This is a genomic window from Actinomadura sp. NPDC047616, from assembly GCF_040642915.1.
In the GTDB taxonomy this organism is placed as follows: domain Bacteria; phylum Actinomycetota; class Actinomycetes; order Streptosporangiales; family Streptosporangiaceae; genus Spirillospora; species Spirillospora miaoliensis.
The window spans coordinates 107,760-133,749 of record NZ_JBEYTB010000023.1 but is presented as its reverse complement, the minus strand read 5'-3'; the positions used below and the strand labels follow the sequence as shown (position 1 = coordinate 133,749).

26 protein-coding genes are annotated in these 25,990 nt (G+C 72.8%); 19 read left to right on the top strand and 7 right to left on the bottom strand.

Annotated elements, in window-relative coordinates; translation table 11 throughout:
• From ABZ801_RS37985 to ABZ801_RS37975, 3 genes are all read left to right on the top strand, one after another.
• A partial coding sequence (locus tag ABZ801_RS37985) for an ATP-dependent Clp protease ATP-binding subunit (protein WP_360707826.1) occupies positions 1 to 1,746 on the top strand: 1,746 nt, incomplete at its 5' end.
• A gap of 143 nt (positions 1,747 to 1,889) precedes the next feature.
• Entirely contained in the window at positions 1,890 to 2,165 is a 276-nt protein-coding gene (locus ABZ801_RS37980) for a hypothetical protein (protein ID WP_360707823.1), read from the top strand.
• A gap of 139 nt (positions 2,166 to 2,304) precedes the next feature.
• Positions 2,305 to 3,111: an NmrA family NAD(P)-binding protein gene (locus tag ABZ801_RS37975; RefSeq protein ID WP_360707820.1), complete on the top strand. Its 807-nt coding sequence runs from the start codon at positions 2,305 to 2,307 to the stop codon at positions 3,109 to 3,111.
• A gap of 99 nt (positions 3,112 to 3,210) precedes the next feature.
• Here the strand turns inward: ABZ801_RS37975 and ABZ801_RS37970 are convergent, their stop codons facing one another.
• Positions 3,211 to 4,083, bottom strand: a complete 873-nt coding sequence (locus ABZ801_RS37970) for an A/G-specific adenine glycosylase (protein WP_360707817.1) — start codon at positions 4,081 to 4,083, stop codon at positions 3,211 to 3,213.
• Positions 4,084 to 4,149: 66 nt separating this feature from the next.
• Between ABZ801_RS37970 and ABZ801_RS37965 the strand changes: the two genes are divergently transcribed.
• Positions 4,150 to 4,767, top strand: a complete 618-nt coding sequence (locus ABZ801_RS37965) for a hypothetical protein (protein WP_360707814.1) — start codon at positions 4,150 to 4,152, stop codon at positions 4,765 to 4,767.
• Between the two features lie 48 nt (positions 4,768 to 4,815).
• Here the strand turns inward: ABZ801_RS37965 and disA are convergent, their stop codons facing one another.
• Together disA and radA are read right to left on the bottom strand one after the other, a co-directional pair.
• The gene (disA, locus tag ABZ801_RS37960; protein ID WP_344950282.1) at positions 4,816 to 5,898 is read right to left on the bottom strand and encodes a DNA integrity scanning diadenylate cyclase DisA; all 1,083 of its coding nucleotides are present in this window, start codon (positions 5,896 to 5,898) and stop codon (positions 4,816 to 4,818) included.
• Between the two features lie 275 nt (positions 5,899 to 6,173).
• Positions 6,174 to 7,688 carry a DNA repair protein RadA gene (gene radA / locus ABZ801_RS37955; protein ID WP_360707812.1) on the bottom strand — a complete coding sequence of 505 codons (1,515 nt, stop codon included), beginning with the start codon at positions 7,686 to 7,688 and terminating at the stop codon, positions 6,174 to 6,176.
• 200 nt (positions 7,689 to 7,888) lie between these two features.
• On the opposite strand from radA, the gene ABZ801_RS37950 reads away from it, so the two are divergent.
• Positions 7,889 to 8,776, top strand: coding sequence for an SGNH/GDSL hydrolase family protein (locus ABZ801_RS37950; protein ID WP_360707810.1), 888 nt, complete (start codon positions 7,889 to 7,891; stop codon positions 8,774 to 8,776).
• A gap of 36 nt (positions 8,777 to 8,812) precedes the next feature.
• Here ABZ801_RS37950 and ABZ801_RS37945 read toward each other — a convergent pair whose 3' ends face one another.
• A complete protein-coding gene (locus ABZ801_RS37945; RefSeq protein ID WP_360707808.1) occupies positions 8,813 to 9,871 on the bottom strand; it encodes an alpha/beta hydrolase in 1,059 nt (352 codons plus the stop codon).
• 187 nt (positions 9,872 to 10,058) lie between these two features.
• Positions 10,059 to 10,757, bottom strand: a complete 699-nt coding sequence (locus tag ABZ801_RS37940; protein ID WP_344950270.1) for a methyltransferase domain-containing protein — start codon at positions 10,755 to 10,757, stop codon at positions 10,059 to 10,061.
• Between the two features lie 285 nt (positions 10,758 to 11,042).
• Between ABZ801_RS37940 and ABZ801_RS37935 the strand changes: the two genes are divergently transcribed.
• The 8 genes from ABZ801_RS37935 to ABZ801_RS37900 all read left to right on the top strand — a co-directional run bounded on the left by ABZ801_RS37935 (position 11,043) and on the right by ABZ801_RS37900 (position 17,814).
• On the top strand, positions 11,043 to 11,942 hold the full coding sequence (locus tag ABZ801_RS37935; RefSeq protein WP_344950267.1) for a sugar phosphate isomerase/epimerase: 900 nt from the start codon (positions 11,043 to 11,045) through the stop codon (positions 11,940 to 11,942).
• Positions 11,939 to 12,583, top strand: a complete 645-nt coding sequence (locus tag ABZ801_RS37930) for a TetR family transcriptional regulator (RefSeq protein WP_360707804.1) — start codon at positions 11,939 to 11,941, stop codon at positions 12,581 to 12,583. The genes ABZ801_RS37935 and ABZ801_RS37930 overlap by 4 nt, the downstream gene beginning before the upstream one ends.
• Before the next feature lie 50 nt (positions 12,584 to 12,633).
• The gene (locus tag ABZ801_RS37925) at positions 12,634 to 13,371 is read left to right on the top strand and encodes an ABC transporter ATP-binding protein (protein ID WP_360707802.1); all 738 of its coding nucleotides are present in this window, start codon (positions 12,634 to 12,636) and stop codon (positions 13,369 to 13,371) included.
• On the top strand, positions 13,368 to 14,102 hold the full coding sequence (locus tag ABZ801_RS37920) for an ABC transporter permease (protein WP_360707799.1): 735 nt from the start codon (positions 13,368 to 13,370) through the stop codon (positions 14,100 to 14,102). Before ABZ801_RS37925 ends, ABZ801_RS37920 begins: the two co-directional genes overlap by 4 nt.
• 133 nt (positions 14,103 to 14,235) lie before the next feature.
• Entirely contained in the window at positions 14,236 to 15,462 is a 1,227-nt protein-coding gene (locus ABZ801_RS37915) for an LCP family protein (protein WP_360707797.1), read from the top strand.
• A 79-nt stretch (positions 15,463 to 15,541) separates the two neighbouring features.
• Positions 15,542 to 16,462, top strand: coding sequence for a proline dehydrogenase family protein (locus ABZ801_RS37910; protein WP_344950253.1), 921 nt, complete (start codon positions 15,542 to 15,544; stop codon positions 16,460 to 16,462).
• A gap of 59 nt (positions 16,463 to 16,521) precedes the next feature.
• The gene (gene proC, locus ABZ801_RS37905; RefSeq protein ID WP_344950250.1) at positions 16,522 to 17,316 is read left to right on the top strand and encodes a pyrroline-5-carboxylate reductase; all 795 of its coding nucleotides are present in this window, start codon (positions 16,522 to 16,524) and stop codon (positions 17,314 to 17,316) included.
• A gap of 69 nt (positions 17,317 to 17,385) precedes the next feature.
• A complete protein-coding gene (locus ABZ801_RS37900; RefSeq protein WP_344950246.1) occupies positions 17,386 to 17,814 on the top strand; it encodes a hypothetical protein in 429 nt (142 codons plus the stop codon).
• Positions 17,815 to 18,041: 227 nt separating this feature from the next.
• On the opposite strand, the gene ABZ801_RS37895 is transcribed toward ABZ801_RS37900, so the two are convergent.
• Positions 18,042 to 19,265: an alpha/beta hydrolase gene (locus ABZ801_RS37895; RefSeq protein ID WP_360707792.1), complete on the bottom strand. Its 1,224-nt coding sequence runs from the start codon at positions 19,263 to 19,265 to the stop codon at positions 18,042 to 18,044.
• Between the two features lie 186 nt (positions 19,266 to 19,451).
• On the opposite strand from ABZ801_RS37895, the gene ABZ801_RS37890 reads away from it, so the two are divergent.
• From ABZ801_RS37890 to ABZ801_RS37865, 6 genes are all read left to right on the top strand, one after another.
• Positions 19,452 to 20,669 carry an acetoin utilization protein AcuC gene (locus ABZ801_RS37890; protein WP_360707789.1) on the top strand — a complete coding sequence of 406 codons (1,218 nt, stop codon included), beginning with the start codon at positions 19,452 to 19,454 and terminating at the stop codon, positions 20,667 to 20,669.
• Between the two features lie 103 nt (positions 20,670 to 20,772).
• Positions 20,773 to 21,579 carry a phosphatase gene (locus ABZ801_RS37885; RefSeq protein WP_360707837.1) on the top strand — a complete coding sequence of 269 codons (807 nt, stop codon included), beginning with the start codon at positions 20,773 to 20,775 and terminating at the stop codon, positions 21,577 to 21,579.
• A 339-nt stretch (positions 21,580 to 21,918) separates the two neighbouring features.
• Positions 21,919 to 22,122, top strand: coding sequence for a helix-turn-helix domain-containing protein (locus ABZ801_RS37880; RefSeq protein ID WP_026414196.1), 204 nt, complete (start codon positions 21,919 to 21,921; stop codon positions 22,120 to 22,122).
• Positions 22,123 to 22,758: 636 nt separating this feature from the next.
• Entirely contained in the window at positions 22,759 to 22,857 is a 99-nt protein-coding gene (locus ABZ801_RS37875; protein WP_018654693.1) for an AURKAIP1/COX24 domain-containing protein, read from the top strand.
• A gap of 47 nt (positions 22,858 to 22,904) precedes the next feature.
• Positions 22,905 to 23,921 (top strand): NAD-dependent epimerase/dehydratase family protein, encoded by a 1,017-nt coding sequence (locus tag ABZ801_RS37870; protein WP_360707786.1) that lies wholly within the window; start codon positions 22,905 to 22,907, stop codon positions 23,919 to 23,921.
• Positions 23,922 to 24,033: 112 nt separating this feature from the next.
• On the top strand, positions 24,034 to 25,035 hold the full coding sequence (locus ABZ801_RS37865; protein WP_360707783.1) for a lysophospholipid acyltransferase family protein: 1,002 nt from the start codon (positions 24,034 to 24,036) through the stop codon (positions 25,033 to 25,035).
• A gap of 46 nt (positions 25,036 to 25,081) precedes the next feature.
• Here ABZ801_RS37865 and ABZ801_RS37860 read toward each other — a convergent pair whose 3' ends face one another.
• Complete coding sequence (locus tag ABZ801_RS37860) at positions 25,082 to 25,957, bottom strand: HAD-IB family hydrolase (RefSeq protein WP_360707780.1); 876 nt, start codon at positions 25,955 to 25,957, stop codon at positions 25,082 to 25,084.
• Positions 25,958 to 25,990 lie beyond the last annotated feature (33 nt).

Sequence of the window (25,990 nt, the reverse complement as noted above, 5' to 3'; positions counted from 1 at the left end):
TACCGCGGTGACTTCGAGGAGCGCCTGAAGAAGGTGCTCAAGGAGATCCGCACCCGCGGCGACATCATCCTGTTCATCGACGAGCTGCACACGCTGGTCGGCGCGGGCGCCGCCGAGGGCGCGATCGACGCGGCCAGCATTCTCAAGCCGATGCTGGCGCGCGGTGAGCTGCAGACCATCGGTGCCACCACCCTGGACGAGTACCGCAAGCACCTGGAGAAGGACGCCGCCCTGGAGCGGCGCTTCCAGCCGATCCAGGTGGCGGAGCCGTCGCTGAGCCACACCATCGAGATCCTCAAGGGTCTGCGGGACCGGTACGAGGCGCACCACCGGGTGTCGATCACCGACAGCGCCCTGGTGGCCGCCGCGCAGCTGGCCGACCGTTACATCTCCGACCGCTTCCTGCCGGACAAGGCGATCGACCTGATCGACGAGGCCGGGTCGCGGATGCGGATCCGCCGGATGACCGCGCCGCCGGACCTGCGCGAGTACGACGAGAAGATCGCCGGTGTGCGCCGGGAGAAGGAATCGGCGATCGACGCCCAGGACTTCGAGAAGGCCGCCGCCCTGCGCGACTCCGAGAAGCAGCTCCTGGCGGCCAAGGCCGCGCGGGAGAAGGAGTGGAAGGCCGGCGACATGGACGTCGTCGCCGAGGTCACCGAGGAGCTGATCGCCGAGGTCCTGGCCACGGCCACGGGCATCCCGGTGTTCAAGCTGACCGAGGAGGAGTCCTCGCGGCTGCTGCGCATGGAGGACGAGCTGCACAAGCGCGTCATCGGCCAGCACGACGCGATCAAGGCCCTGTCGCAGTCGATCCGCCGTACCCGCGCCGGGCTGAAGGACCCCAAGCGTCCGGGTGGCTCGTTCATCTTCGCCGGCCCGTCGGGTGTCGGTAAGACCGAGCTGTCCAAGACGCTGGCGGAGTTCCTGTTCGGGGACGAGGACGCGCTCATCCAGCTGGACATGAGCGAGTTCATGGAGAAGCACACCGTCTCGCGGCTGTTCGGTTCCCCGCCCGGCTACGTCGGGTACGAGGAGGGCGGCCAGCTCACCGAGAAGGTGCGGCGCAAGCCGTTCTCGGTCGTGCTGTTCGACGAGATCGAGAAGGCGCACCCGGACATCTTCAACAGCCTGCTGCAGATCCTGGAGGACGGTCGGCTGACCGACGCCCAGGGCCGCGTGGTCGACTTCAAGAACACCGTCATCATCATGACCACGAACCTGGGCACCCGGGACATCTCCAAGGGCGTGTCCATGGGGTTCGCGCGTCAGGGCGACGAGCAGGGGTCCTACGACCGGATGAAGGCGAAGGTGCAGGAGGAGCTCAAGCAGCACTTCCGGCCCGAGTTCCTCAACCGTGTCGACGACACCGTGGTGTTCCACCAGCTGACCCCGAAGGAGATCATCCAGATCGTGGATCTGATGATCGCCAAGGTGGACGAGCGGCTGCGCGACCGGGACATGGGCATCGAGCTGCGGCCCGAGGCCAAGCAGCTGCTCGCCGAGCGCGGCTACGACCCCGTGCTGGGCGCGCGTCCGCTGCGCCGCACGATCCAGCGGGAGATCGAGGACGCGCTGTCGGAGAAGATCCTCTACAGCGAGCTGAAGCCCGGCCAGATCGTGATCGTCGGCACCGAGGGTGAGGGCGAGGACGCGAAGTTCACCTTCCGGGGTGTGCCGAAGCCGTCCGGCGTGCCCGACAGCCCGCCCCCGATCGAGGGCGCGGTCAACTTCAACAAGGACTGACGCCCGTCACGCGAGCCGACGAAGGGTTCGCGCAGTTCCCCGTTCTCTTCTAGTGATCGTCGCAACACCCCGGTTGAGGGATGCGATGGACTTGGAGATCTGGGAGGACCGGCAACCACCTGGGGGCGCCACCGATCGCATCGGTGGCGCCCCTAGCCGTGCGCGGGCGCTACCTGAACGAGACCGAGCGGCTCCACATCGATCGGCGGTCCGCCATCGGCACCCTCCTCGGGCACTCCACCCGCTGGGTGATGCTCATCCGCCTCCCGCACGGCCGCAGCGCCGAACTGATGCGCGAGGCTCTCACCCGGACCATCACGCCCCTGCCACGCCACCTGCTGCGATCCCTCACCTGGGACCAGGGATCGGAAATGGGCTCCCACGGCGCCTTCACCCTCGCCACCGACAGACCGATCTAGGTCGAGATCACCGGGTCAGGTGACCAAGCCGGCCCGGCAGGCGCACCGGCAGTCGAGCGGGCTTCTTGACCTCAAGAGTGATTGAGGTTCTAGGTTCGTCTGTGACTCCTCCGGACAACACGACCTAAGGAACTCGACTGTGACGACTTTGGTGACAGGTGCCACCGGGAACACTGGCCGGCACGTTGTGGCAGAGCTGGTTCGCCGTGGAGAGCGGGTTCGGGCCCTGACACGAAACCCGGCGGCGAACGCGGGGAGGTTTCCGGCCGAGGTGGAGCTGGTGGCCGGCACGCACAACGCACCGGAAACGCTGGACACCGCGCTTGAGGGTGTCACCCGGCTGCACATCACGGTGACGGCGGGACTGGCCGAGGTGGGGCCCGAGCTGGTCCAGCGGGCGGTCGCCGCGGGCGTCCAACGCATCACCGTGCTGTGGGGCGGTTGGGTGGGCCCGGTCGAGCAGGCGGTGGCGGACTCGGGCGTGGAATGGACACGGCTGGAAGCACAGGAGTTCATGTCCAACACGTTGACCTGGGCCGAATCGATCCGGGCCGAGGGAGTGGTCCGGGAACCGTACGACCTCCCCAGCGCGCTGGTGCACGAGGCCGACATCGGGGCCGTGGCAGCCGTCGCACTGCTCGATGACGGCCACGCAGGGCGGTCCTACAACCTCACCGGGCCCGAACCGCTGACACCGACCGACCGCATCGCGATCCTGTCCCGGGTGATCGGCCGCGACATCGCCTTCGAGCCGATAACGCACGAACAGGCGATCGACAGGCTGATGGCCACCGGTGTGTCCCGGGCGGACGCCGAGTTTGTCATCGGCTGGTATGCCGAGCCCGGTGATGCCGCCACGACCGTGGACGACACGGTGGAACGGGTGATCGGTCGTCCAGCACGTACGTTCACCGAGTGGGCGAAGGAGCACGCGGACCGTTTCTAGGCCGGGATGATCTCTACGGCGATGTGTTGCGACAACCGTTAGAGAACGCCCCGGAACGGCGCGGGCTCTTGCGCGTGCACCCGCCTCGGCGGGCCAGGGCTAGGCGGGAAGGGCGTAGCGGCCGTCGTCCAGGGGGTCCACCAGGCCGTCGGCCACGAGGGCGTCCAGGGCGCGTTCGCGTTGGACGGGGTCGGACCACACGACGTCCAGCGCCGACTTCTCCACGGGGCCGTCGGCGTCGCGCAGGACGGCCAGGAGGCGGCCCCGGCACTGGCGGTCGGTGCCCGCGTAGGTCTGGCCGCGCCGGGGCGGGCCGTCGTAGGCGGGACGGCCGACGGCGTGCCAGGCGCAGGACGACAGCACCGGGCAGTCCACGCAGCGGGGCGTGCGGGCCGTGCAGACGAGGGCGCCCAGCTCCATGACGGCCACGGACCAGCGGGCCGCGGTCGGGGCGTCGGCGGGCAGCAGCGACTCGGCCAGCCGGACCTCGGCGGCGGTCTGCGAGCGCGGCGGGTACTCCTCGCCGGAGACCAGGCGCGCCAGCACCCGCCGGACGTTGGTGTCGAGCACGGCGTGCCGCTGCCGGAACGCGAAGCTGGCCACGGCGGCGGCGGTGTAGGCGCCGATGCCGGGCAGCGCCAGCAGATCCGCGTGCGACTCGGGGACCCGCCCGCCGTGCCGTTCCACGATCGCCCGGGCGCTCTCGTGCAGGCGCAGCGCCCGGCGCGGGTAGCCGAGGCGGCCCCAGGCGCGCACCGCCTCGCCGGACGGCTCGGCCGCCAGCGCCGCCGGCCGCGGCCAGCGCGCCATCCACTCCCGCCAGACGGGCAGGACGCGGGCCACGGGGGTCTGCTGCAGCATGATCTCGCTGACCAGGACGCCCCACGGGGTGGCGTCCGGGGCGCGCCACGGCAGGTCCCGGGCGTTGTCGGCATACCAGTCGAGGATCGGCTCGGTGTACGTGGTCTCCATGACGACTCGCCATTGTCGCACGGCGGGTCGCCGGTCCGGCCTGCGCCGACTCTGCATACTGTCCGCATGGGCGCTGACACCGGACGTGACGACGGTGTGGTCGACCGGTACTGGCGGCGGCGGGCCACCGTCCTCGCCGTCGTGCTCGGCGTCCTGGTGGTGCTGGCCTACGGCTGCGGAGGGGACGACGGCACGACGGGCGACGCGGCCGACGGCCCCACCGACGCGCCCACCATTCCGAGCGCGGCGCCGACCGTCACGGTGACCGCGACGCGGAGCGTCCGGCCCGCACCCGCCCGGCCGGAGGGGGACGCCTGCGCCGGGGAGGATCTGGTGGTGGGGCTGACCACGGCCCGCGACACCTACGCCGGTGCGCAGCGGCCGCGGTTCACCGCGACCGTCGTCAACACCGGGCCGGGCGCGTGCACGTTCGACGGCGTCCTCGACGTGCGGGTGACGTCCGGACCCGACCGGGTCTGGTCGTCGGCCCGCTGCGCCCGCGGCGGCTCCGCCGAGCGGACGCTGCGCCGCGGCATCCCGCACGTCGAGACGGTGACCTGGGACCGCAGGCGTTCGTCCGGCGACTGCCGGGCCAGGGGGCTGCCCGCGCGGCCCGGCACCTACGTCGCCACGGTGCGGGTGGACGGTCTCAAGCCCGCCAGGCGGGTGTTCCATCTGCGCTGAGCGGACGGAACGCGGGAGCGGCCGGCCGTCTCGGGGACGGCCGGGACGTCAGACGTAGCGTTCCAGGATCGAGGACTCGGCGAGGCGGGACAGGCCCTCGCGGACGCTGCGGGCCCGGGACTCGCCCACGCCGCCGACCGCCTGCAGGTCGTCGATGCCGGCCGCCAGCAGCTTCTGCAGGCCGCCGAAGTGCTCGACCAGCCGCTCGACCACCAGGCCGGGCAGCCGCGGCACCTTGGCCAGCAGACGGTAGCCCTTGGGGCTGACGGGCAGGTCGAGGGCGTCCGGGCCGGCGAAGCCCATCACCTCGGCGACCGTGGACAGGTCGAGCAGCTCGTTGGCCGACAGCCCGTCCAGCGCGGCCAGCACCGCGGCCACGCCGCGGGCGCGGGCGTCCTCGGACGGGTAGTCGCGCACGATCAGCTCGCGGTCGACGTCCACCCCGGACACCAGCTCGTCCAGCTGCAGCGACAGCAGCCGGCCGTCGGTGCCGAGCTCGACCACGTAGCCCTCGATCTCGTCGGCGATGCGGCGGACCATCTCCAGGCGCTGGACGACCGCGCTGACGTCCCGCACCGTGACCAGGTCCTCGATCTCCAGCGCCGACAGCGTGCCGGACACCTCGTCCAGCCGCAGCTTGTAGCGTTCGAGCGTGGCGAGCGCCTGGTTGGCCTTGGACAGGATCGCGGCCGAGTCCTCCAGCACGTAGCGGGTGCCGTCGAGGTACAGCGCGATGATGTGCATCGACTGGCTCACCGAGATCACCGGGTGGCCGGTCTGCCGGGCGACCCGCTCGGCGGTGCGGTGCCGGGTGCCGGACTCCTCGGTGGGGATCGTCGAGTCGGGGACCAGGTGCACCGCGGCGCGCACGATCCGCGTGTGCGTGTCGTCCAGGACGATGGCCCCGTCCATCTTGGCCAGCTCGCGCAGGCGGGTGGCGGAGAACTGCACGTCCAGCTCGAACCCGCCGGTGCACAGGTCCTCGACGAGCCTGTCGTAGCCGAGGACGATCAGGGCTCCGGTGTGCCCCCGCAGGATGCGCTCCAGTCCGTCTCGTATCGCGGTGCCCGGGGCTACCGCGGCGAGCGTGGCGCGGCGTCGTTCGTCATGACCCTTGTCGTGTGTTGGCACCTGGCCCCCGGAGGTCTCTGGTCGGCGTCAGTTTATCGAGGAGCCCGCGGACGGGTTTCTCCCGTGGTTGGTTGTCCCCCTCCGGGCCGAGGGGGATGCCGCCCGTCACGCCGTACTGGCGGCCGCGGGCGGGTCCTGCTTCGCCGACCCCGGGCCGCCGCGTCGCGGTCCTCCGTGGTCTCCACAGGCCGTCGCCGCCGGTTCGGCGGCCCTGGTGATATTACGCGGGTCCTGACGTCCCGGTCATGCCCCCCTGAACTGATCGCCGGGGGCGGTCAGGGGGCGGTGAAGGCGACCTGCAGCGCCTGGGTGAGGCTGTCGACCTCCATGACCTTCATGCCCTCGTAGCTGGTCAGCTGCGGATCGGCGCGCTTGAGGGGCGTGCCGTCGCCCAGTTCGAGGGAGCCGCGGGGCACCACCGCGTACTTGAACCCCAGCCGGGCGGCCTCGGCCAGGCGGCGCTGGACGCCCGGCACGACCCGCACCTCGCCGGCGAGGCCGACCTCGCCGAGCGCGATGAGCTGCGCCGACAGCGCCTGCTCGACGGTGGACCCGGCGACCGCCAGGGCCAGCGCCAGGTCGACGGAGGTCTCGGTGAGCCGGACGCCGCCGACCGTGGAGACGTACACGTCCTGCTCGTGCATGGAGATCTTGCAGCGCTGGGCCAGCACCGCCAGGACCATGGCGACCCGCGAGGAGTCCAGGCCGGAGGACGCGCGGCGCGGGGACGGCAGGTAGGACTTGGCGACCAGCGCCTGCACCTCGGCGACCAACGGGCGGCGGCCCTCCAGCGTCACCGTCACGCAGGTGCCCGGGACGGGCTCGTCGCGGCGGGTCAGGAACAGCCCGCTGGGGTCGGCCACCCCGACGATGCCGACCTCGGACAGGTCGAAGCAGCCGAGTTCGTCGGTGGGGCCGTAGCGGTTCTTCACCGCGCGGATCATGCGGAGCCGGCTGTGCCGGTCGCCCTCGAAGTACAGGACGACGTCGACCAGGTGCTCCAGCAGCCGCGGCCCGGCGATCGCGCCCTCCTTGGTGACGTGGCCGACGAGCACCACGGTCATGCCGCGTTCCTTGGCCACGCGGATCAGGTTGGCGGTGACCTCGCGGATCTGGGTGACGCCGCCCGGCGCGCCGTCCACCTCGGCGCTGCCGATGGTCTGGATGGAGTCGACGACCAGCAGCGTGGGCTCGACGGCCTCGATGTGGCCGAGCACCGCCGACAGTTCGGTCTCGGCGGCCAGGTACAGGTCGTCGGTGATGGCGCCGACCCGGTCGGCGCGCAGCCGCACCTGCTCGGCCGACTCCTCGCCCGTCACGTACAGCACGGGCGTGCGGCCGCCCTCGGGGGAGCGGACGTCGGCAGGGCCGCCTTGCCGGGGGACGGCCGGGGGGCCGTCCTGCCGGGGGACGGCGCCGTCGGCCGACTCGCGGGCGTCGGCGCGGGTGGAGGCGAGCGCGGCGACCTCCAGCAGCAGCGTGGACTTGCCGATGCCCGGCTCGCCGGCGAGCAGCAGCACGGCTCCGGGCACCATGCCGCCGCCGAGCACGCGGTCGAGTTCGTCCAGGCCGGTGGGACGGGTCTGCGCCGTCCGCACGTCCACCTGGCCGATGGGCCGGGCGGGCGCGCTGACGGGCCCGGCGGTCACCACCCGGGGCGGCGCGGCCGTGCCCGCCTCGCCGACCGAACCCCAGGTCTGGCACTCGCCGCAACGGCCCACCCACTTGGAGGTCTGCCAGCCGCACTCCGAGCAGCGGTAGGTGGCCTTCGCCGTCTTCGCCTTCGCCATGGCCCGAACAGTACGGGCCGCGGCCGACACTCCGCGCGTCCGGTGCCCCCGCCGACCTTGCCCGGCGGTAAAGGATCGCATTGCCCTCGGTAATCGACTGATGACTTTGCGTGTGTTGATCGCGTAGGGTCGGTCCGGTCGTGTGCTCCTGGACGAAGGCCGCGTGATCGTCCGCGGCTCGATCGAGAGGACCGGTGATCATGCGGGGGAAACGGGTTCTGGGGGTCGGCACGTTCACGGCGACGCTGCTGGCGGGCACGCCCGCGGCGGCCGGGCACGCCGCCCGGACGGCGGCGGGCGAGCGGTACGTGGCGCTCGGCGACTCCTTCACCGCCGGGCCGCTCATCCCGCGCCAGTACGGCACACCGGCCGGATGCCTGCGCTCCAACCGCAACTACCCGGCGCTGGTCGCCGCGCGGCTGCGGCTGCGGCTCACCGACGTCAGCTGCACCGGCGCCCGCGTCCGCGACCTGTCCGCGTCGCAGCGCACCCCGCTCGGCACCAACCCACCGCAGCTGAACGCGCTGACGCGCGACACCGCCCTGGTCACCGTGGGGATCGGCGGCAACGACCTGGGGTTCAAATCGATCTCGGTCGCCTGCGGCCTCGCCAGCACCACCAACCCGCTGGGCGCGCCGTGCGCCGGCCGGTACGCCGACACCTACAACGAGCGGCCCGACAAGATCCGTCCGCTGGTCGGCGACGTGCTTCGGGAGATCCGCGCCCGAGCGCCGCGCGCCCGCGTGATGGTCGTCGGCTACCTGCGGCTGCTGCCCGACGCGCCGGGCTGCTGGCCGCTGGTCCCGGTGGCCCGCGGCGACCTGGCGTTCCTGAACGACCTGCAACGCGACCTGAACCGGGTGCTGGCCGAGCGGGCGCGCGCCCACGGCGCCGACTTCGTCGACGCCTACCAGGGCGGCGAGGGCCACGACATGTGCGCCCCGGCCGGGCGCAGGTGGGTCGAGGGCATCCTGCCGTCGAGCGTGGCCGCGCCCGTGCATCCCAACGCCGCAGGCATGCGGGAGGTCGCCGACCGCGTGGTGGGCGTCCTGGCCAGGAGCAGGCTGGACAGGAGGAACCTGGCCTGAGCCGGGCCGCGCGCCCGGCTCAGGCCACGGCGCGGATCAGGCGGCGGCGGACTCGCGGACGCGTTCGATGAGGTCGCCCAGGTGGCCGGAGACGACGTCCGGACGTTCGAGCATGGCCATGTGACCGGTCGTCGGGACGACCTCCAGGCGCGCCGACGGAATGCAGTCGGCGATCTTGATGCTGTGCTCGACCGGGGTGAGGCGGTCGTTCTCCGCGCCGATGACCAGCGTCTCGGCGGGGGCCAGGGTGGCGCACTCGCTGATGACCTCGGTGCTGATCATCGAGTGCAGGAAGTCGAACAGCGCGTCCATGCGGGTCTCGGCGAGCATCTGCTCGCTGAACTCCAGCGCGGCCGGGCTGGCGTCCGGCCCGAACGCGATGAGGTCCTCGACCAGCAGGGAGCCGTCGCGGCCCAGGTGGCGCACCTTCTCGATGAGGGCCGAGCCCGCGCCGGCCGCGCGCAGGGCGCGGGGGATCACCCGCTGCGTGGTGCGCGCCAGGACGGCGGGCAGGCCCAGCGGGGCCTCGCCGAGCGCGCCGGACGACGTGCACACCAGGCCGACGCCCACCACCTTGCGGCCGATCCGGTCGGAGTACTCGTCGGCGTAGCGCATGATCGTCATGCCGCCCATGGAGTGGCCGACCAGCACGACGGGGGTCTCGGCGGGGACGGTCTGGTCGATCACGGCGGCCAGGTCGTGCGCCAGGCGGGGCAGCCCGTAGCCGTCGCGGTCGCCGCCGTCGGAGCGGCCGTGACCGCGCTGGTCCCAGAACACCAGGCGGGCGCGGCCGCGCAGGGCCTTGCGCTGGAAGTGCCAGGAGTCCTGGGTGAGCGTCCAGCCGTGGCAGAACACCACCGCCAGGTCGGTGCGGTCCTCGCCGTCGATCTCGGCGTACAGACGGGTGCCGTCGTCGGCGCGCACCGGCACGGGGCGGCCGCGCAGGGAGCCGAACGGCTCCGCGGCGTAGGGGTCGGGACGCAGGCGCAGGCGGCGTACGGCGCGGCGCTGGGCGGCCAGCCCGACGCCGGCGGCGCCCGCGCCCAGCGCGGTGGCGGTGAGGATGGCTCGGCTCGTCCGTGCGGTACGGCCCATGTCGGGTCCCCTCCCGTCGGGATGCGATGGCGGTTGAATTGTTGTACAGCGCGTCCATTGGCGGCCAGACCCGCCGGACGGGTGTGACCAACCAGTCAGTAACCGGGCGGTGACCTCGGCGCCACCTCCTCGACGCCCTCCGGTGCGGCGCCGCGCAGGCACGGCGGCGCGCGTCAGGCGGCGGGCGTCAGGTGCGGCGCCACCAGAGGTTGACGGCGTAGTCCACCTCGCAGCCCTCGTGCTCGCGCAGGAACTCCGCGGCCAGCTCGGCGGGGAACTCGATGCGCAGCACGGCGGCCAGGTCGTCCCGGTCGGCGAACGACCAGCGGATCATCAGCGGCTCACGGGCGAAGCCCTGCCGGGACCAGAACCGCTCGACCGCGGCCGGGTCGTAGGAGGGCAGCCCGCGGCGGAACCAGCGGCCGAACGTCGAGCGGGTGGCGTCGTTGTCGATGATGAAGATCGCGCCGCCGCGCCGTACCACCCGGGACAGCTCGGCCAGCCCCGGTTCGCAGCCGGGGCCGAAGAAGTACGCCCACCGCACGTGCGCGACGTCCACCGAGGCGTCCGGAAGCGGGATGGACTGGGCGACGCCGACGCGGACCGTGACGTTCGGCTCGTCGCGCACCCGCCGCCGGGCCGCGGCGGCCAGCGCCGAGTGCGGCTCCACGCCGATCACCCGCGCCGCCTCGCGGGCGAACCGCGGCAGGTGGAAGCCGGTGCCGCAGCCCAGGTCGAGCACCGTCGCACCGGCCCAGGGGCGGATCGCCCACATCGCCGACTCCAGCGTGCCGTCGGGGTCCACGGCACGGTTCTCGATCTCGTAGACCTGGGGGGAGTTCCAGATGTTGGGGCTGGGCACGGCGCCCGCAGCGATCTCGGCCACGAGGACAGAGCGTAGTCATCCCGCGCCGCGCCAAATAAGATCACCTGGGTCGGAGGGTAACTTCGGGCGTTCGGGCGCATAGGCTTTGCGTTGCGTGAGCGCCGTCGGCGGAGCGGAGCCCCGGACCGGGGCCAGGGGCCGCCGAAGCCGGTCCGGCCCCGGGAGGACGACCCGAGGGCGCGGGACCGCGGACCCAGGACGGGCCCGCTGCTCCGGTCCGTGCGGCGGAGCGCACGACGGACACCCGAGCGACATACTGCCGAGCGAAATTATGGCGAGGGAGCCTTGACCCCGCAGCACAACGGCGCCGTTCCGCCCGCGATTCGCGTGCCGGACGCGCCGATCACGCTGTCCACCGCGTCGGTCTACCCGGAGAAGGTGCCGAGCGCCTTCGAGATCGCGGCGCTGCTGGGGTACGACGGCGTGGAGATCATGGTGTCCACGGACGCGTCCTCGCAGGACCTCAACGTGCTGCGCCGCCTGTCGGACTACCACCAGGTCCCCATCCGCTCCATCCACGCCCCGTGCCTGCTGCTCACGCAGCGGGTGTGGGGGCGCGAGCCGTGGGGCAAGCTGGTGCGTTCCAAGGAGGTGGCCGAGGCCCTGGGCGCCGACGTGGTCGTCGTCCACCCGCCGTTCCGCTGGCAGCGCGAGTACGCGCGCGAGTTCGTCCAGGGGCTGGCCCGCATGCAGGACGAGACGGACGTCCTGTTCGCGGTGGAGAACATGTTCCCGCTCAAGGCCCGGGGCGCCGAGGCGGGCATGTACGCCCCCGACTGGAACCCCATCGACCAGGACTATCCGTACGTCACGCTGGACCTGTCGCACACCGCGGTGTCCGGCTCGGACGCGCTGGACATGGCCGGGCGGCTCGGCGAGCGGCTGCGCCACGTCCACCTGGCCGACGGCGTCGGCGTCACCAACAAGGACGAGCACCTGGTGCCGGGGCGGGGCAACCAGCCGTGCGGGCCGTTCCTGGAGCGGCTCGCCGACGACGGCTACCGCGGCCACATCGTGCTGGAGGTCAACACGCGCCGCGCCAACAGCCGCGCCGAGCGCATGGAGGACCTGGCCGAGGCCCTGGCGTTCGCCCGCCTGCACCTGGCGGCGGCCGCCCTGGAGGAGCGGACGCGCACCTGGGAGGTCACTCCGGGCGGTGAGATCTCCCCGCGGGGAGCGCGATGACCGAGGTCGCGCGCCCCGAACGCGACCCGGGCGACGCGGGTGAGCGGCCGCGCGGGCGCGCGCGGCGGGGTCCGGGTCGGCGTCCGGGGCTGACCGAGACCCGCAACGAGATCCTCGACGCGGCCCGCGCGCTGTTCGCCGAGAAGGGGTACGACGCCACGTCGCTGCGGTCGATCGCCCGGGCGGCGGGGGTCGATCCGGCGCTGGTGCACCACTACTTCGGCAACAAGGAGGGGGTCTTCACCGCGGCCATGCGGTTCCCGGTGGACCCCGGTGAGTTCCTGCCGCGCGTCATGGCGACGCCCCGCGAACGGCTCGGCGAGGCGATGGTCCGCACGTTCCTGACGGTCTGGGAGGACGACGCGCGGCGGGCCCCGATCCTGGCGATGCTGCGCTCGGCCATGACCAACGAGCGGGCCGCGGTGGCGGTGCGCGAGTTCGTGACCTCGGCCCTGTTCGGCCGGGTGGCGGAACTGGGCGGCATCCCCAGGCTGCGGCTCAACGCGGCGGCCGGCCAGATGATCGGCGTGATGTTCCTGCGGTACGTGCTGCGCGTCGAGCCGATCGCCTCGGCCGGCCGCGAGGAGCTGGTGGAGCTGCTGGCCCCCACCATCCAGCGCTACTTCGACGAACCCTCCTGACCTCTCGACGGCTCCTTGACCCGGGCCGCGTGCGGGCTTAATTTCAACACATGATGAATTCTTTGGGTCCGGCGGTGCGCGTCGCCGGCCTGCGGGTGCGGCGAGGCGGCCGGGAAGTGCTGCACGAGGTGACGTTCGAGGTGCCGCGCGGCTCGATCGTCGGCCTGCTGGGCCCCAGCGGATGCGGCAAGACGACGCTGATCCGGGCCATCGTGGGGGTGCAGATCGTCACGAGCGGCACCGTGACCGTGCTCGGCGAGCCCGCGGGCCGTCCCTCGCTGCGGCGCCGCGTCGGCTACGCCACCCAGAAGCCCGCCGTCTACGCCGACCTCAGCGTCGCCGAGAACCTGCGCTACTTCGCCTCCGTACTGGGCGCCCCGCGGCGGGACGTGGACCGCGTGGTCGCCGAGGTGGGGCTCGAACGCCAGCGCGACCAGCTCGTCGCCACCCTGTCGGGCGGGCAGCTCGGCCGCGTCAACCTGGCCGCCGCGCTGCTCGGCACGCCCGAGCTGGTGGTGCTGGACGAGCCGACCGTCGGCCTCGACCCGGTGCTGCGCCAGGAGCTGTGGGCGCTGTTCCGGCGGCTGGCCGACCGCGGCGTCACGCTGATCGTCTCCAGCCACGTCATGGACGAGGCGGGCCGCACCGACCGGCTGCTGCTGATGCGCGAGGGCCGGATCCTGGCCCACGGCGCCCCCGCCGAGCTGCGCGCCGCCGCCGGCACCGACGACCTGGAGCAGACGTTCCTGCACCTGATCAACGAGCGGACGGAGGCCCGGACGTCATGAGCCTGGTGATCACCCTGGCCACCACCCGGCGGATCCTGGCGCAGCTGCGGCACGACCACAGCACGATCGGGCTGATGGTCGGAGTGCCGACCGTGCTGATGATCCTGCTGCGGTACGTGTTCGACCGGCCGGCGCTGTTCGACCGGATCGGGCCGATGCTGCTCGGCCTGTTCCCGTTCGTGATCATGTTCATCGTGACCAGCGTGGGCACGCTGCGCGAACGCGCCGGCGGCACCCTGGAACGGCTGATGACCATGCCGATGGGCCGCCTGGACCTGCTGGTCGGCTACGCGCTGGCGTTCGGCGTGCTGGCGCTGGCGCAGGTCGGCGTGGTGCTGGCGATCTCGCTGACCTGGCTCGGCCTGGACCTGGCCGGGTCCGGGTGGGCGCTGGTGCTGGTGGCGGTGCTGGACGCGCTGCTGGGCATGGCGCTGGGGCTGTTCGCCAGCGCGTTCGCCCGCAGCGAGTTCCAGGCGGTGCAGTTCATGCCCGCGTTCGTGCTGCCGCAGACGCTGCTGTGCGGGCTGGTCGTGCCGCGCGACCAGATGGCGTCCTGGCTGGAGGCGATCTCGAACGCGCTGCCGCTGACGTACGCGGTGGACGCCATGCAGCGGGTCAGCCGGGAGCCGGACGTCGGCGGCGAGCTGGTGCGCGACATCGTGGTCATCGCCGGGTGCACGCTGCTGGCCCTGCTGCTGGGCGCGGCCACCCTGCGCCGCCGCACGCCGTGACGCCCGGCCGGAGCACGCCGTGACGTCCCGCCGACGCGGGCCGTAACCAACGTCACGCGCGCTGACCGCCACCGGACGTCATACGAGGTAAACCTGCCTGTCTGGGGTGACTTGCCTGATAATCTCCGGCGCCATGACCCCCGAAGACCACCCCGGCCCCCAGGCGCACAGGCAGCACGACGACGACCCGTTCGCGCCCTCCGCCCCCACGGGCCAGGGAGGGGCGCCGGGACGAGCGGCGGCCGGGCACGGAGTCCCTCCGAACGGCCCGAGCGGCCCCCAGGGCCCGAACGGCCCGGATGACGAGTTCCCCCTGGGCGAGGGGCTCGGGCGGCACGGCGAGGGACGGCGGCGCAAGAAGCGCTGGCCGCGGGTGCTGGCGGGCGTGGTGGTCTTCGTCCTGCTGGCCGTGGCCGGGGTCGCCGGGCTGGCCTGGCAGCGGCAGTCGTCCTACAACGGCAACATCGACCGGATGCCCGGGGCCATGCCCACCGGCAACCGGCCCGGCCCCAACGTGACCGGCACCGAGAACTGGCTGCTGGTCGGCTCGGACACCCGCGCCGACATGGGCACCACCGGCGAGGGGCGCGGGGTGTGGAAGCCGGGCCGGCAGCGGTCCGACACGATCATGCTGCTGCACCTGCCCGCCGACCGCAGCAAGGCCTACATCATCTCCTTCCCCCGCGACCTGTGGGTGGACATCGCCGACTACGGCAACCAGAAGATCAACGCGGCGTTCTCGTTCGGCGGCCCGCCGCTGCTGATCCAGACCGTGGAGAACCTCACCGGCATCCGCATCGACCACTTCGGCGCCATCGACTTCGAGGGGTTCAAGTCGATGACCGACGCGCTCGGCGGCGTGGAGGTCGACATCGCGCAGAGCGTCTACGACCCGGCGCGCAAGATGCGCTGGGAGGCCGGCCGGCAGAAGCTGGACGGCGAGAAGGCGCTGCTGTTCGTCCGGCAGCGCTACAACCTCCCCAACGGCGACTTCGACCGGATCAAGCGGCAGCAGGCGTTCCTGCGCGCGCTCGCCCAGAAGGCCGCCGACAGCGGGACGATCAGCAACCCGCTCAAGCTCGACCGCTTCCTCACCGCGTTCACCAAGTCGATCAGCGTGGACGACAAGGTGTCCGCGGGCGACCTGCGGTCGCTGGCGCTGAGCATGCGCGGCGTGCGCGCCTCGGACGTGGTGTTCATGACCGTCCCCAACAAGGGCAGCGCCATGCGCGGCAAGCAGAGCGTGGTGCTCCTGGACCGGACCAAGGGGAAGGCGCTGTTCGAGGCGGTGCGCACGGCCAAGATCGCCGAGTACGTGCAGCGGTACGGAGGGGTCAACCGGACCGGAACCGTGTCGTGATCGTGACTCCTTCTCCGGGCGTTAACCTGGAGACGCCGGGACAGCGGACAGTGTCGTCCCACCGGAGAAGGGGTTGCCAGTGCTTCGTCAGGCTCTTCTGGTCGCCTCCCGCCGCGGCGGCGTACGCAGGCTCGTCGAGACCGCTCCGTTCACCCGCGACGTGGTGCGCCGCTTCATCGCGGGCGACACCATCGACGACGCGTTGCGGGTCACCCGCGAACTGACCGGCGAGGGGCTGGCGGTCACCCTCGACGTGCTCGGCGAGGACGTCCACGACAAGGGCCAGGCCGAGTCGACCGTCAAGCACTACGTCGAGCTGCTGGGCCGGCTGGCCGACACCGGGCTGGGCGGCCGCGCCGAGGTGTCGCTGAAGCTGACCGCCGTGGGCCAGGCCCTGGACGAGGATCTGGCGCTGGAGAACGCCCGGCGGGTGTGCGCCGCCGCCCGTTCGGCCGGCACCACGGTGACCCTCGACATGGAGGACCACACCACCGTCGACTCCACCCTGCGCATCCTGCAGGAGCTGCGGCGCGACCACCCCGACACCGGGGCGGTGATCCAGTCGTACCTGCGCCGCGCCGAGGAGTACTGCGCCGAGCTGGCCTACGAGGGGTCGCGGGTGCGGCTGTGCAAGGGCGCCTACGCCGCGCCCGAGCACGTCGCGTTCACCGACAAGGCCGAGATCGACCGGTCGTACGTGCGGTGCATGCGGATCCTGATGAACGGCAAGGGCTACCCGATGCTGGCCACGCACGACCCGCGGCTGATCAGCATCGCCGCCACGTTCGCGCTGGTCAACGACCGCGCCCCGGGCAGCTACGAGTACCAGATGCTGTACGGCATCCGGCCGCAGGAGCAGCGGCGGCTCGCCGCCGAGGGGGAGCGGGTGCGCGTGTACGTCGCCTACGGCGGCGAGTGGTACGGCTACTTCATGCGGCGGCTCGCCGAGAAGCCCGCCAACCTGCGCTTCTTCCTGCGCTCGGTGGCCACGCGCTCCTAGCCGCGGGGCCCCTCGATAGTCTGGCGTGGTCAGGAGAAACCCCACGTCAAGGTGCGTAAATGATCGCGATTCTGGGTGCCGGGAAGATGGGCGAGGCGCTGCTGTCCGGCGTGCTGCGGGCCGGCCGCCGCCCGGCCGAGCTGATGGCCACCGTCCGCCGCGAGGAGCGCGGGGCGCTGCTGCGCGAACGCTACGGCGTCCAGATCGTCACCAACGTGGAGGCCGCCCGGACGGCGAGCACGCTGGTGCTGGCCGTCAAGCCGCAGGACATGGGGGCCCTGCTGGACGAGATCGCCCCGCACGTGCCGTCCGGACGGCTGGTGATCTCCATGGCGGCCGGCATCACCACGTCGTTCGTCCAGGACCGGCTGCCCGCCGACCTGCCGGTGGTGCGGGTCATGTCCAACACGCCCGTGCTCGTGGACGAGGCGATGAGCGTGATCTCGGCGGGCTCGCACGCCGGCGAGGAGCACCTGAAACTGGCCGAGGAGCTGCTCAGCCCGGTCGGCAAGGTGCTGCGCATCCCCGAGTCGCTGCAGGACGCGGCCACCGCGCTGTCCGGCAGCGGCCCGGCGTACTTCTACTACCTGGTCGAGGCCATGGTCGACGCGGGCATCCTGCTGGGCATGCCGCGCGCGGCCGCGCTGGAGATGGTGATCCAGTCGGCCGTCGGGGCGGCGGTCATGCTGCGCGACTCGGGCGAGCACCCGGTGCTGCTGCGCGAGGCGGTGACCTCGCCGGGCGGGACGACGATCGCCGCCATCCGCGAGCTGGAGAAGCACGGGGTGCGCGCCGCCGTCCTGGAGGCGATCGAGGCCGCCCGCGACCGGGGCCGCGAGCTCGCCGGCGGCTGACCGCCGGACGAATCCGGGCCGGATCGCGCCGAATTTGAGCCGATGCGCCCCGGCGACCGTGTTAGGGACATGGACATCCCGCTTCGCCTGCTCGTGGCCGCCGGACTGGCGGTCGACGCCTTCGTGCACTGGCGGTTCGCCCCCGACATGAAGTTCGTGGAGGGCGGCAGCATCGGCGGCGACGTGCTGTTCCGGGTCCAGGCCGTGGCCGCCGCGCTGGCGGCGGTGCTGGTCCTGGTGCTGGCGCGCCGCTGGACGTACGCGGTCGCGTTCCTGGTGGCGGGCAGCGCGGTGGGCGCGCTGCTGCTCTACTACGCCGTCGACGTGGGCGCGCTCGGCCCGCTGCCGAACATGTACGAGCCGGTCTGGTACGGCGAGAAGACCGCCAGCCTGGTCGGCGAGGGCGTCGCCGCGCTGGCCGCGCTGGCCGGGTTCCTCACCGTGGGGCGCTCGTCGCGGCGGCCGGGCGAACGGCCCGAGGCGGCCGCGGAGGGCTGACGCGGCGCCTGACGAGGGCGTCCGCACGGGCCTTCCCGTACGAGCGCCTCACGGTACGAGCGCCTCACCGTACGAGGGTCTTGCGCGAGGGCTTCCCGTGCGAGGGCCTTTCGCGAGGCGCGGGCCGAGGTTGGCGAGGCGCCTCCGCACTCCCCGCGGCCTCGTGCACCAGGCGGGTGTGCGGAGGCAGCCTCAAGTCCTGTGGCCGGGCGGCCGTCCGGGGGCCGTCATGCGACGGCCTCGGCACCGGACTGGCCCCCGTCGCCGCCGCGGCCTCCGTTCGCGCGGCGGCCTCGCGCGGCGGTGCGTCTGCGGCCTTTGCCCGCCGTGCGGCCTTTGCCCGGCGTGCGGCCCCGTGCGGCGGGCGCGGCGAGGACCGAGCGGACGAAGCGGGCGGTCTCGCTCATCGCCGCGTCCGCCTCGGGCAGCACCCGGTTGAGCATCTGGAACACGTGCATCTGGCCGTTCCACACCTGCAGCAGGCAGTCGCCGCCGCCCTCGCTGATGGCCCCGGCCAGCGCCTCGGCCTCGGGCCGCAGCACCTCCCGGCTGCCGACCTGGATGAGGACCGGCGGCGTGTCGGTCCAGCGGCAGGCCAGCAGGGCCAGCCTGGGGTCCTGCAGGTCGGCGGTGCCGACCACGAGCCGGGCGACGCGCCGGGCGGTGGACGCGCTGATGTACGGATCGCGGGCGAGCCGCTGCTCGCGCGTCGACAGCTCGCACGTCAGGTCCACCCAGGGCGAGAACAGCACCACCCCGGCGGGGCGCGGCAGGCCGGTCCGGCACAGCTCGCCGGTGAGGGAGGCGGCCAGGTGCCCGCCCGCCGAGTCGCCCGCGATGACCACGCGGTCGGCCGGGACGCCGTGGTCCAGCAGCAGCCGGTAGGCGTCCAGCGCGTCCTCCAGTGCCGCCGGGAACGGGTGCTCGGGCGCGAGCCGGTACTGGGGCACCAGGACGGGCAGGCCGGTGTCGGCGGCCAGGCGCGCGGTGATCGGCCGGTGGGTGCGGGGGGAGCACACGACGTAACCGCCGCCGTGCAGATAGAGGATGGCGCCGTCGAGCGGCTCGTCCCCGGCGTCGCGGGGCTCCACCCACTCGCCGAGGACGCGGCCGGTGCCGTGCCGGCCGGGTTCGCGGGGCAGGTCGTCGGCCAGGCGCACCCGGACGCGCGGGTCGGCCCTGACCAGCCGGGACGCGATGTCGACCGTCGTGCGGGCCGTCCGGATGATCAGCGAGTGGCCGGGGACGTGGTGCACGATCGGGCCGAGCGTCAGCCGCAGCGTGCCGGAGATGGCCCGGCTGAGGGGGCTGGGGCCGCCGTCGTAAGGAACCGCTTGCTGATGAATCGCCTGCCGGGCGAGCTCGCCGGGAAGCGCACCGTCCGACGCCCCGCCGGTCCCGGATTCGTCCGGCGGCTCGGGTACGTCATCAGCAATGAGATGTTTGTCCATGCGCATCCCAAAAGTCAGGTTTCGCCCATGTTACGTAAAGCACAGTCCAATGTCAGGTAGGTCACAGGGAAGTTCCCGCAGGTGACGCCGTCGGAGGTGGCGCAGCCGCGACGGCGCGGGCGGATCCGCGCGCATGTGATTCAGGCCACACGGCCTGACCAGGGGCGGGGCGATACCGTGAACGTCATGAGCAGCCCCGCGCCGTCTCCTGCCTCCGACAGCTGCGGACTCCGGGTCTTCTGGGACGACAAGCTCGTCTCCTACGACTTCGGCGCCGGGCATCCCCTCAACCCCGTGCGCGTCGAGCTGACCATGGCGCTGGCCCGCGAGCTGCAGGTGCTGGACGCGCCCGGCGTGCGGCTGGAGGAGTTCGACCCCGCGGACGATGACCTCCTCGGGCTGGTGCACGAGGCGCCCTACATCGCCGCCGTCCGGCAGGCGGGCGCCACCGGCCGCGCCGACCTGCGGCACGGCCTCGGCACCGCCGACAACCCGGTGTTCATCGGCATGCACGAGGCGTCGTCCCTGGTCGCGGGCGCCTCGGTCGCCGCCGCCCGCGCCGTGTGGACCGGCCGCAGCCCGCACGCCGCCAACATCGCCGGCGGCCTGCACCACGCCATGGCGGGCGCCGCCAGCGGCTTCTGCGTCTACAACGACCCGGCCGTCGCGATCGCCTGGCTGCTCGACCAGGGCGCCGAACGGGTCGCCTACGTGGACGTCGACGTCCACCACGGCGACGGCGTCCAGGCCGCCTTCTACGACGACCCCCGGGTGCTGACGATCAGCCTGCACGAGACGCCGCGCACGCTGTTCCCCGGCACCGGCTTCCCCACCGAGACCGGCGGCAAGGGCGCCGAGGGCTCGGCCGTCAACGTGGCGCTGCCGCCCGGCACCGGCGACGCCAACTGGCTGCGCGCCTTCGACGCCGTCGTGCCGCCGCTGCTGCGCGCGTTCCGCCCGCAGGTGCTGGTCACCCAGCACGGCTGCGACAGCCACGCGCTCGACCCGCTGGCCCACCTGATCCTCAGCGTGGACGGGCAGCGCACCGCGTACGCGATGCTGCACCGGCTGGCGCACGAGACCGCCGGCGGCCGGTGGGTCGTCACCGGGGGCGGCGGCTACGAGCTGGTCCAGGTGGTGCCGCGCGCCTGGACGCACCTGCTGGCCGAGGCGTCCGGACGGCCGATCCCGCCCGAGACGCCCACCCCCCGGGACTGGCGCGAGTTCGTCCGCCTGCGGACCGAGGAGATCGCGCCGCTGCGGATGACGGACGGCACCAGCGTGGTCGAGGTGCGCACCTGGGCCGAGGGCTACGACCCGGCGAACCCGGTCGACCAGGCGGTGCTGGCGACCCGGCGGGAGGTCTTCCCCGAGCACGGCCTGGATCCGCTGATGTACGCCTGACCGCCGCCCCGCGTCCGCCGTGCCCCCGACCGCCCTGACCCCGCCCCCGCGCCCCCGTGACCGTCCCCTGAGTGAACCCGTGAGCGAGAACGTGAGTGAAACCCTGACGCCCCCGTCCCGCGCCGAGCTGCGCGCCCATCTGGTCCGCACGATGATCGCGGGTGACGTGGCCACGCCCCGCCAGAACAACCTCCGGCACTACCGGCGGATGGTCGCGGGCGACCCGTACTACCAGTTCGGCCTGGACCTCAAGCGGTCGTGGACCGAGGCCGACGTGCTGGCGCTCATGGTGGAGCGCTGCGGCGTCAACCCCGACCCGCGCCACGTCTACGGGGACGACACGATCGACCCGGATCTGACCATCGACGCCCTGGAGTCGATGGGCGACCGGATCGGCCAGGCGGCGCGGCGCCGCGAGCGGGTGGTGCTGGCCACCGGGCACCCGGCCACGCTCACCCCGATCTACCAGGCCGTGTCCGAGGCTTTGCGGGAGGCGGGCTGCGCGGTGCTGACGCCGGCGGCGGGCTGGACGTACGAGATCGACCAGGACTACGGCGGCGTCGAGCGGCGCCGGATCGTCTACGCGCCGGGCGGCGTGGCGATGCTGGAGGACGACGGCGGCCGCACCCACCACACCCACGACGCCGCCCCCATGGAGGCGATGCTGGGCGAGCTCGCAGCCGAATCAGGCAATTGGCCGGATCTGGCCATCGCCGACCACGGCTGGGCCGGGGCGGCCGGCCAGGCGGGCATCGACGCCGTCGGGTTCGCGGACTGTAACGACCCCGCGCTGTTCGCCGGCGCCGCCGAGGGCAAGATCCACACGGTGGTGCCGCTGGACGACGGCATATCTTCCCAGCACTACGCCCCTTTGACCGCCTATTTGCTGCACTGCGCCGGCCTCGTCTGACCCTCGGAACCGCCTCCCGGCCCTCGCTGCGCATGTCACTGGTTGTGACAGAAGCACGGTAGAGGGGCGAATGTGTCGTTCGTGGGTGTGCGTTGGTGTTTGGGTCGCCGGTCGCCGCCGGGTCCCGGCTCACATCCGATGGCCGCGAAACCGCCCGTGCCACCGTGTGACCCTCGGGGCGAAACCAGACTGTGGCCATCAAGACAGGTCGGGATACGCAAATGGGTGGAACTCCCCTCTTGCGACTGTCGGTACACGATTTACGCTGGGGGAAGTACACGTGCGTGATCAAAGTCACCCAAAGGGCCGGTGCGCGGCACGTGTGGAAGAGGGCGTCCGATGAGCTCAGGCGAGCGACCTCTCAGCGAGGTCAGGTTCCTGACTGTGGCCGAAGTGGCGGCGGTGATGCGGGTGTCCAAGATGACCGTCTACCGCCTCGTCCACTCAGGCGAGCTGCCCGCGATCCGGGTGGGCCGCTCGTTCCGGGTTCCCGAGCAGGCCGTTCACGACTATCTGCGCGACGCGTTCATCGAAGCCGGATAACGGGGTAGGGCGGGGTCATGACCCATGACCTCGCCGTTCACCCGGTATCCGGTCGTGCAGGGGGCGCCAGCACGGGGGCAGGAAAGCCGAGGAGACAGGGCACGACACGACACCGACAGGCCGGCGGCCACCCGGCCGCCGGAACCGGTGACCGTGATCGCGGGGTCCGCGCCGACCTCGCCGTCGGCGGGCGCGGCCGCACCGACGTGTGCGCCGGGCGCGCCGCCGGCCGCAGGCGGGTACGCGCCGGGCCCGCGGTTCGTCATGTCCGCATGCCCGCCGGGCCGTATCACCCCAGCGCCGTGACCGCACGTCACCACGCCGACGCGAGGCCTCTCCCGGCGCGGCACTCCGCAGAGGCGCGCGCCGTGGTGCGGACGAGCACCAGGGCGCGGACGGACGCCCTGGCGTGGACGGGCGACCTCGCGTGGACAGGCGACCTGGTACGGACGGGCGAGCAACGGCCTGGCAACGGCCCGGGTACGGGCACGCCGGTGGGCGGGGGGCCGAGCGCGGGCGGCACAGCGGTACCCTTTGTCAGCGGACCGTGCGCGACCGCCGGGCGTCCATGGGACATGGGGCCGGGTGGCGGCACGGCCCTTCTTTCCTGTCACCCGATTCGCCGAGCGAGGTCCCGTGGGCTCCGTCATCAAGAAGCGCCGCAAGAGGATGGCCAAGAAGAAGCACCGCAAGCTTCTGAAGAAGACACGCATCCAGCGGCGCAACAAGAAGTAAACACGCTGGCCATTCAGCCGTAAGGGGTGGGACGCACAGTGTCATCCATGCCCACCGCCGCGGCCCGTGTGGTTCTCGTCACGGGAGTCTCCCGGTTCCTGGGAGCGCGGGTCGCAAGCACCCTCCAGGCCGATCCCGGCATCGAGCGGGTCATCGGCGTGGACACGGTCCCCCCCACGACGCCGCTCGGACGCACCGAGTTCGTGCGCGTCGACATCCGCACGCCGAGCATCGCGAAGGTCATCGCCTCGGCCGGGGTCGACACGGTGGTCCACCTGAGCCTGGTGACCGCCCAGTCGGTTCCGCGGTCGAAGGTGAAGGAGTTCAACGTCATCGGCACCATGCAGCTGCTGGCGGCCTGCCAGCGCTCGCCGGACATGCGCAAGCTCGTCGTGCGGTCCTCGGCCGCGGTGTACGGCTCCTCGCCGATGGACCCGGCGGTGTTCACCGAGCGCGACGAGCCGGTCGAGGCGCCCGCCCACGGGTACGCCAAGGACGCCGTCGAGGTCGAGGGCTACGTGCGCGGGCTGCAGCGGCGCCGGTCGGACCTGACGGTGTCGGTGCTGCGCTTCGTCAACTTCCTCGGGCCGGGCGTGGACTCGCCGCTCACCCGGTACCTGCGGATGCCGGTGGTGCCGACGGTGCTCGGGTTCGACCCGCGCCTGCAGTTCGTGCACGAGGACGACGGCGTCGAGGTGCTGCGCCGGATGACCGTGGAGGACCATCCCGGCACCTTCAACGTGGCGGGCGACGGCGTGCTGCTGCTGTCGCAGGCGCTGCGCCGCGCGGGGCGTCCCTTCGTGCCGATGCCCGCGCAGTCGCTGTCGGTGCTGGGCGACATGGGCCGCAGGTTCGCCGGGCAGACCGGGTTCTCCCCGGAGCTGCTGCGGCTGCTGATGTACGGGCGGGTGGTCGACAACTCCCGGCTGGTGGCCGAGCTGTCGTGGCGGCCGAAGCACTCGACGGAGGCGGCGTTCGCCGAGTTCCTGTCGGCCAACGGCATGGGGCAGCCGGGCCCGCTCGGCCTGCTCGAGCGGCTCGGCGCGGCGCTGGTACGGCACTGACGGACGGCACCGGCGCGACGGTGCCGGGGGTCGGCGTTCACGGGCGGGCGCCGAGGGGAACGATGGGCCGGAGGCGCGGGTCCCGGCTCGTGCGGAGGGAGGTCCCCGACGAATGAACGCGCAGCACGACCAGGACGACCGGCGTGTCCCGCCGGACGCGCCCGCGACGGCCGACGACGTCGCGGACGCGGCGGACGCCGCCGAGGGGGCGCGGGTGATCCGGCTCGACTCGGCCCGGCACGCCGGCGCCGCCGTCCACGACGCCGAGCCGTCCGAAGGGCCGTCGCTGGAGCGCCGGATCGCCTCCGGGCTGGCGTTCCTGCGCCGCCGCGTGGTGGGCGAGTACGAGGTGGACGAGTTCGGCTTCGACCCCGAGCTCAACGCCACCGTGCTGCTGCCGCTGGCGCGGGCGCTGTACCGGCACTGGTTCCGCACCGAGCTGTTCGGGCTGGAGCACGTTCCGTCCCAGGGGCCCGCGCTCGTCGTCGCCAACCACTCGGGCACGCTGCCGCTGGACGGGCTGATGCTCACCGTGGCGATGCACGACCACATGGGCCGCGACCTGCGGTTGCTCGGCGCCGACCTGATCTACCAGGTGCCGCTGCTGGGGCACCTGTCGCGCAAGGCCGGGCACACGCTGGCCTGCCCGTCCGACGCGGCCCGGCTGCTGGACAAGGGCGAGCTGGTCGGGGTGTTCCCGGAGGGGTTCAAGGGGGTCGGCAAGCCGTTCGCCGAGCGGTACCGGCTGCAGCGCTTCGGCCGGGGCGGGTTCGTGGAGACCGCGCTGCGCACCGGCGTGCCGATCATCCCGTGCGCGATCGTCGGGGCCGAGGAGATCTATCCCAAGATCGCCGACCTGCGGCCGCTGGCCCGGCTGCTCGGCCTGCCGTACTTCCCGATCACCCCGACGTGGCCGCTGTTCGGCCCGGCCGGGCTGGTGCCGCTGCCGTCCAAGTGGATGATCCAGTTCGGTGAGCCCATGACGCTGGCCGAGTACGGATCGGACGCCGCCGACGATCCGATGACGGTTTTCAACATCACCGACCACGTCCGCGAGAACGTCCAGCAGATGGTGTACGACACGCTGCTGCGCCGCGGCCCCGCCTTCTTCTGACCGCGCCGTCCCCCAGGGCGCCGCGAAGCGCCGAGCGGGCGCGGCGTCAGTTGCGGTAGTGCTTGCGCAGCGCGATGCCCGCGGCGACGCCCCCGGCCAGCGCGCCCGCACCGGCGGCCGCGGGCAGCGCCACCATGGTGACCTTGCGCCCGGTGCGGAAGTCGTGGATGGGCCAGCCGTTCTGCTTGGCGTGCGCGCGCAGGTCCGAGTCGGGGTTGACGGCGTTCGGATGGCCGACGGACGTCAGCATCGGCAGGTCGTTGATCGAGTCGCTGTAGGCGTGGCAGCGGGCCAGGTCCAGGCCCTCGCGCTGGGCCAGCGCCCGGATCGCCTCGGCCTTGGCCTCCCCGTGCAGCAGGTTGCCGACCAGCCGCCCGGTGTAGACGCCGTCGCGGGTCTCGGCGACGGTGCCGAGCGCGCCGGTCAGGCCGAGCCGGTGCGCGATGACGCGGGCCACCTCCACCGGGGTGGCGGTGACCAGCCACACCTGCCGTCCCGCGTCCAGGTGCTGCAGCGCCAGGCCGCGGGTGCCGTGCCAGATGCGGTCGGCCATCACCTCGTCGTAGATCTCCTCGCTGAGCGCCTCCAGGTCGCTGACCTTCTGCCCGGCCACGAACGCCAGCGCGGCCTCGCGGGCGGTGGAGATGTGCTCGGCGTTCTCGGTGCCGCGCAGCCGGAAGGAGGCCTGTCCCCAGGCGAACATCGCCAGGTCGCGCAGCGTGAACAGCTTGCGCGCGGCGAGGCCGCGGGCGAAGTAGTAGATCGACGCGCCGCGCATCATGGTGTTGTCGACGTCGAAGAACGCCGCCGACGACGGGTCCGGCTCCGGCAGCGGGCGCCCGGGACCGGCCGCCGCCGCCGCGGCCGCCTCGCCCGCGCTCACGTGGTCGGTGTCCTTGCCGCGCTGCCAGAAAAGCCGCATGGGCCCGAGCCTAGTCAACGACGTCCCGGCGGC

Excerpts from the sequence above, each read along its gene's own strand:
- ABZ801_RS37970 (WP_360707817.1), bottom strand. The coding sequence starts at position 4,083 with ATGGAGACCACGTACACCGAGCCGATCCTCGACTGGTATGCCGACAAC.
- ABZ801_RS37965 (WP_360707814.1), top strand. The coding sequence starts at position 4,150 with ATGGGCGCTGACACCGGACGTGACGACGGTGTGGTCGACCGGTACTGG.
- radA (WP_360707812.1), bottom strand. The coding sequence starts at position 7,688 with ATGGCGAAGGCGAAGACGGCGAAGGCCACCTACCGCTGCTCGGAGTGC.
- ABZ801_RS37950 (WP_360707810.1), top strand. The coding sequence starts at position 7,889 with ATGCGGGGGAAACGGGTTCTGGGGGTCGGCACGTTCACGGCGACGCTG.
- ABZ801_RS37945 (WP_360707808.1), bottom strand. The coding sequence starts at position 9,871 with ATGGGCCGTACCGCACGGACGAGCCGAGCCATCCTCACCGCCACCGCG.
- ABZ801_RS37930 (WP_360707804.1), top strand. The coding sequence starts at position 11,939 with ATGACCGAGGTCGCGCGCCCCGAACGCGACCCGGGCGACGCGGGTGAG.
- ABZ801_RS37925 (WP_360707802.1), top strand. The coding sequence starts at position 12,634 with ATGATGAATTCTTTGGGTCCGGCGGTGCGCGTCGCCGGCCTGCGGGTG.
- ABZ801_RS37920 (WP_360707799.1), top strand. The coding sequence starts at position 13,368 with ATGAGCCTGGTGATCACCCTGGCCACCACCCGGCGGATCCTGGCGCAG.
- ABZ801_RS37915 (WP_360707797.1), top strand. The coding sequence starts at position 14,236 with ATGACCCCCGAAGACCACCCCGGCCCCCAGGCGCACAGGCAGCACGAC.
- proC (WP_344950250.1), top strand. The coding sequence starts at position 16,522 with ATGATCGCGATTCTGGGTGCCGGGAAGATGGGCGAGGCGCTGCTGTCC.
- ABZ801_RS37900 (WP_344950246.1), top strand. The coding sequence starts at position 17,386 with ATGGACATCCCGCTTCGCCTGCTCGTGGCCGCCGGACTGGCGGTCGAC.
- ABZ801_RS37895 (WP_360707792.1), bottom strand. The coding sequence starts at position 19,265 with ATGGACAAACATCTCATTGCTGATGACGTACCCGAGCCGCCGGACGAA.
- ABZ801_RS37890 (WP_360707789.1), top strand. The coding sequence starts at position 19,452 with ATGAGCAGCCCCGCGCCGTCTCCTGCCTCCGACAGCTGCGGACTCCGG.
- ABZ801_RS37880 (WP_026414196.1), top strand. The coding sequence starts at position 21,919 with ATGAGCTCAGGCGAGCGACCTCTCAGCGAGGTCAGGTTCCTGACTGTG.
- ABZ801_RS37870 (WP_360707786.1), top strand. The coding sequence starts at position 22,905 with ATGCCCACCGCCGCGGCCCGTGTGGTTCTCGTCACGGGAGTCTCCCGG.
- ABZ801_RS37865 (WP_360707783.1), top strand. The coding sequence starts at position 24,034 with ATGAACGCGCAGCACGACCAGGACGACCGGCGTGTCCCGCCGGACGCG.
- ABZ801_RS37860 (WP_360707780.1), bottom strand. The coding sequence starts at position 25,957 with ATGCGGCTTTTCTGGCAGCGCGGCAAGGACACCGACCACGTGAGCGCG.